Raw genomic sequence first — 2,652 nt, 5'->3', positions numbered from 1 at the left:
TTCTGAACCGCTGTCTGGAAAAAGGCGTGCTGTTCTACCTGTGTGGCAACAGCGGAGAAGTCATCCGCATGATTCCGCCGCTCACCGTGACCAAGGAGCAAATCGATGATGGCCTGCAGATGCTGGATGAGGCGCTTACGGAATATGAGAATGAAATCGGCCTGCATACCGCATCGACCGTTGTAAGCAAGTAAACAACAAATAAAAAATGGGGGCGGCTAGCTTATGAGCATACTTGATACACTTGTCATTCTTCTATACTTTTTTATCTTAATCTCTGTAGGGGTAGCCGGGGTCAGAAAAGCGAGGACATCGGAAGATTTCGCGCTGGCGGGCCGGAACCTGGGACTGTTTATCTATCTGGGATGTCTTGCTGCTGTTATTCTTGGCGGGGCATCTACCATTGGTACGGCCAGGCTGGGGTATGAGTTCGGAATTTCCGGCGTCTGGTTCGTAGCAATGATGGGGTTAGGGATTACGATACTTGGCGTATTCTTCGCCCGCCGGATTTATGGTGCAAATGTAACGACAATCAGTGAACTGCTGGGACGTCGTTACGGCAAGCAGACCCGGTTGCTCAGTGCGCTGGTGGCTGCCGTCTATACGCTTATGGTATCCGTTACGCAGGTCATCGGCATGGGAACGATTATCAACGTGGTACTCGGTTGGAATTTAACAACGTCGATGCTGGTGGGCGGAGGTATTGTTCTGTTTTATACCATCCTCGGCGGGATGTGGAGCGTAACGATGACCGATATTATCCAATTTATTGTCATGACAGTCGGAATCTTCGTTTTTATGCTTCCGATTAGTGTATCTTCCGCCGGTGGATGGGAAGGACTGACGGCCAAGCTGCCTGCGGCGCATTTTGATCTCTCGTCTATGGGTGCAGATAAAATCTTCCAGTATTTCTTGCTTTATGTGCTGGGCATGGTTGTCTCACAGGATATCTGGCAGCGTATTTTCACGGCGAAAACAATGAAGATTTCCCGAAACGGTGCCATCTATGCGGGAATCTACAGCGTGGCCTATGCGCTTGCTTTAAGTGTTATCGGTATGTGCGCGCTGGCCGTGCTGCCCGGGATAAAGGACACACAAAATGTATTTGCTTCCATGGCGCTGGAAGTTCTTCCGTCCGGACTTCTGGGGTTGATTCTGGCCAGTGTATGCTCTGCGCTGATGTCTACGGCTTCCGGTACACTGCTGGCGTCGTCTACGCTGGTGACACACGACATTCTGAAGCAGTATTGGTTCAAGGATATCAGTGACGAGAAATTTGTATTAATGTCACGTATCATCACGCTGCTCATTGGTGCTCTGGCCATTACGTTCGCTATCTGGATTCAAGACGTACTGGTGGCGCTGGACGTAGCGTACGCCATTCTGTCAGGTGCCATCTTTATTCCGGTGGTGATGGGTTTCTTCTGGAAAAGGGCAACGCAGAAAGCGGGCTTCTATTCCATTGTTGTCGGTACGATCGTAGTATTGGCCGGGCTGGCCATTGAAGGGATCACATCTACGAATCCGATTATGTACGGCATGGCGGCCAGCCTGCTGACAATGATTGTCGTATCGTATGTAACGCCTGCCGATTCGACTTCTGTGCTCGAAGCGTTTAAAGAAAGGGCAGAAGAGGAAGAAGCGGGAAGCGAAGAGTCGGGCAAAGTTAGCAGCATGCTTTAATAAATAACGAACGGTAGAAAGAAAAAGCGGAGTCAGCCAGAAGAGGCTGTACTCCGCTTTGTGTGTTTATTTTACGTTCCATATAATTTCTTGTTTAATTTGCGCATCTTTAATCAGATTGTACATCGGGCAGCGCTGATATAGTTTTTCTTTTAGTTCATCTAGCTTCTCTTTCCCCTCAGCAATTGCTATATCGATGGTTGTGATAATTTGCTGGAAGTGGGGTGACACGTCGGCCGTGCCAAACATGCCGCGCCGATCCACGTTTCCTGTGCTTTCGAGAGAGATGTTCGTAATCCGTATGCCCAGCTCGCGGGCAATTGTCTCGATGACGACCTGAAGACAGCCGTTATAGGAGCCCAGCACATATTCCAGCGGTGTCGGACCTTTGTTTGTGCCGCCGATTTTCTCCGGTTCATCAATCGTGAACGAGAAATCGCGCACGTGGTGCACCGTCTCCATATTGCCTTTCCACTCCGTTCTGGCGCGGACTTTCCGAATCTCTTTCGTCGCTTCGTTCTCTATTATTTGTGTCATGGATGTATCTTCTCCTTCTCTTTTCTTAGCGTGCGGATGCTGTCTTTTTCTCCGGTATGTTATACGCTTCTTTTTGATCTCTGGACGCCGTGAATGTCATAAGCGCGAAAAACGCGCTGATGCAAACGATGAACAGGCCAAGCCCCAGCAATCCCTTTTCATAGAGCCAGGAGAAATTGAGTGCGGTAAGCGCGGCGGCAACCACGCCAATCGCAAGACAGCTTTGTCCCAGAGTCGCACGTCCCGCATCTGGATTCCAGGCAATGCGCCCGGCGTTCTCTACAAGCGTTACCGCCACGAGCGTCAGAATGTTGGCGATCATGCCCGGCCATACCGGATGGGTGTTCAGGAAGAAGTCATTGATTTTCCAGTCGCTCAGATGGTACCAGAACAGACCGGTAAACGAGCCGATCGCCATTGCGGCGAATACCG

The 2,652-nt window shown here is 50.3% G+C and carries 3 protein-coding genes and 1 pseudogene; 2 read left to right on the top strand and 2 right to left on the bottom strand.

From position 1 onward, the window contains the following. On the top strand, positions 1–194 hold a 194-nt coding region (locus B2899_RS18280; RefSeq protein ID WP_286887628.1), incomplete at its 5' end, for an aminotransferase class III-fold pyridoxal phosphate-dependent enzyme. A 31-nt stretch (positions 195–225) separates the two neighbouring features. Further along, entirely contained in the window at positions 226–1,683 is a 1,458-nt protein-coding gene (locus B2899_RS18275) for a sodium:solute symporter (protein ID WP_286887626.1), read from the top strand. A gap of 66 nt (positions 1,684–1,749) precedes the next feature. Here the strand turns inward: B2899_RS18275 and B2899_RS18270 are convergent, their stop codons facing one another. Together B2899_RS18270 and B2899_RS18265 are read right to left on the bottom strand one after the other, a co-directional pair. Beyond that, a complete protein-coding gene (locus tag B2899_RS18270; RefSeq protein WP_286887624.1) occupies positions 1,750–2,220 on the bottom strand; it encodes an OsmC family protein in 471 nt (156 codons plus the stop codon). A 25-nt stretch (positions 2,221–2,245) separates the two neighbouring features. Then, positions 2,246–2,652: pseudogene (locus tag B2899_RS18265) on the bottom strand (hypothetical protein); the annotation flags it as partial.

The organism is Aneurinibacillus sp. UBA3580, assembly GCF_002375825.1.
Taxonomy (GTDB): Bacteria; Bacillota; Bacilli; order Aneurinibacillales; family Aneurinibacillaceae; genus Aneurinibacillus; species Aneurinibacillus danicus.
This window is presented reverse-complemented; position numbering and strand designations above follow the sequence as displayed.

Coding starts and splice junctions, on each gene's coding strand:
- B2899_RS18275 (WP_286887626.1), top strand. CDS start 226: ATGAGCATACTTGATACACTTGTCATTCTTCTATACTTTTTTATCTTA.
- B2899_RS18270 (WP_286887624.1), bottom strand. CDS start 2,220: ATGACACAAATAATAGAGAACGAAGCGACGAAAGAGATTCGGAAAGTC.